The 2,184-nt window shown below is 36.0% G+C and carries 4 protein-coding genes; all 4 read left to right on the forward strand.

Going from position 1 to position 2,184, the window contains the following annotated elements:
- Nucleotides 1–244: hypothetical protein (locus ACJMLH_RS03145; RefSeq protein ID WP_405274641.1), on the forward strand; the 244-nt coding region annotated here is incomplete at its 5' end.
- Nucleotides 245–321: 77 nt separating this feature from the next.
- The gene (locus ACJMLH_RS03150; protein ID WP_405274643.1) at nucleotides 322–777 is read left to right on the forward strand and encodes a flavodoxin; all 456 of its coding nucleotides are present in this window, start codon (nucleotides 322–324) and stop codon (nucleotides 775–777) included.
- Between the two features lie 5 nt (nucleotides 778–782).
- The gene (locus tag ACJMLH_RS03155; protein WP_405274645.1) at nucleotides 783–1,259 is read left to right on the forward strand and encodes a MarR family winged helix-turn-helix transcriptional regulator; all 477 of its coding nucleotides are present in this window, start codon (nucleotides 783–785) and stop codon (nucleotides 1,257–1,259) included.
- On the forward strand, nucleotides 1,252–2,184 hold a 933-nt coding region (locus ACJMLH_RS03160), incomplete at its 3' end, for an MATE family efflux transporter (protein ID WP_405274647.1). The genes ACJMLH_RS03155 and ACJMLH_RS03160, both read left to right, overlap by 8 nt.

Raw genomic sequence — 2,184 nt, forward strand, 5'->3', positions numbered from 1 at the left:
CCTTGAAGGATTTAAGTTTAAAAAAGAAGTTTCAGATGATGATGTCATATCCCTTGATATTGATTGGATGCCTTTCAATGAATCATCCGTTTATAATTTGGAAGATGTTGACAGGTTAACTAAAGATAATAGGAATTTAAAAAAGAAATTAAAAGCTCTTGAAAAGGAAAATGAGGAAATGAGAAAAATTCTTGAAACCAGAGTATTTGATTTTGGAAACCTCATGCATAAAATCAAGAAATAATAAACACCACCTATTGTTGCAAGTGCAATAGTTGTCAATGCAACAGTTTATATATGATGAAGTTTTAATAATATCTTATGAAATCATTAGTAGTATATTATTCAAGAACTAACATTACAAAAAAACTTGCGGAAACCATCGCAAATAAAGCTGACGCTGATATAGAAGAAATCATTCCAAAAACCAATTACAACGGCAAAATAGGATATGCACGTGGAGGAAAGGATGCAATATCCTCAAAGGTAATTGATTTGGAAACTCAAAAATACAATCCGGAAGATTATGACATGGTATATCTCGGAGGTCCTGTATGGGCATCAAGACCTTCAACCCCACTGTACAGCTACATAAAACACAATGAGGGCAAGTTCAAAAATGTCAAATTCTTTGCAACAGCAGGTTCATCAGGTTTTGAAGGAGCATTCAAACATATGGAAGAAGCCTCAATAAAACCTCAAAAAACCTTAGCATTAACAACTAAGGAAGTGAAAAAAGACTTGTTTGAAGACAAGCTATCATCATTTTTAGAATAGATAACATGACCTGCGAAGATTTAAATGAAATAGATGCAACAACCATCCCGGTTGGAAAACTGCTGTATATGATCGGCAAAGGATACACAATTTATGTCAACCGCCACATCTGTGAATTTGGGATAAATACAACACAGCTTCATCTGTTATTTGAAATATCACACAAATCCGATATAAACCAGGAACAGATTGCCGAAAGATGCAACATCAACAAGGGAGCAGTTGCAAGATCAATTAAAAAACTTGAAGACAATGGACTTGTAAAAAGGCAAATCGATGAAAACAACAGACGACAAAACAAGATATCACTAACCGAAAAAGGCGAAGAAATACTTGAAAAATCAACCACTATACTTCATGATTGGGAAGAGTCCGTAATTTTGGATGAAGGATACATTTCAAAGGAAATGCTTCAAAAAATATTAATAGGAATAGCTATTAAGACAATGGAATTAAACCTGGGAGAATGTAAAAATGGCTAAAAAAAGTAAAAATATTGAGATGATTACAGGAGATCCGAAAAAAGCTATTATCAAATTGGCGCTTCCGATGATGCTTTCAATGTTGCTGATTATGCTTTATAACCTTGCAGACAGTGTATGGGTAGCAGGACTTGGAGCAGACGCTTTAGCTGCAATAGGATTCATCACACCATTATTTATGGTGCTGGTTGGTCTTGGAAACGGTATCGGAGCCGGAGCAAACTCACTTATTGCAAGAAACATCGGTGCTAAAAATTATCAACAGGCAAACAACTCTGCACTGCACGGTATTCTCCTTTCAATAATTGTATCAGCAATATTTACAATCCTTATTGAAGCCTTTATGGTACCTATCCTTCAGTTCATGGGTGCCGGCGAAACCATCGGCTATGCTATGTCTTACAGTTACATCATTTTCGGTTTCCTTTTTATCTTTGTATATTCAGGAGTTGCTTCTGCAATATTCAGGTCCGAAGGAGATATGAGAAGAGCAACAATAGCTATTGCAGTAACCGCAATCATGAATATTATTTTGGATCCGATATTCATTTACACATTGAACTTTGGAATTGCAGGAGCCGCATGGGCAACAGTAATTTCAGCATCACTGTCATGTATTGTAATGAGCTATTGGATATGGGGTAAAAAAGACCTCTACCTTGATTTGTCACTTAAAAACTTCAATTACTCATCAAAAATAATGCTTGATACCCTGCAGGTTGCAATACCTTCAACATTGGAAAATATTGTATTTTCAGCTCTAGCGATTATCATTAACAGTATGCTCGTAATGGCAGCAGGTACAACCGCAGTTGCAGTATATACCGCTTCAATGAGAATCGTGCAGTTATGTATGATACCGTTAATAGGTATCGGAACTGCAGTACTGACCGTTGCAGGTGTGGCATATGGTGCGCATAACTAT

It is taken from the genome of Methanobrevibacter sp., assembly GCF_045116495.1.
Classification (GTDB): domain Archaea; phylum Methanobacteriota; class Methanobacteria; order Methanobacteriales; family Methanobacteriaceae; genus Methanocatella.

Coding starts and splice junctions, on each gene's coding strand:
- ACJMLH_RS03155 (WP_405274645.1), top strand. CDS start 783: ATGACCTGCGAAGATTTAAATGAAATAGATGCAACAACCATCCCGGTT.
- ACJMLH_RS03150 (WP_405274643.1), top strand. CDS start 322: ATGAAATCATTAGTAGTATATTATTCAAGAACTAACATTACAAAAAAA.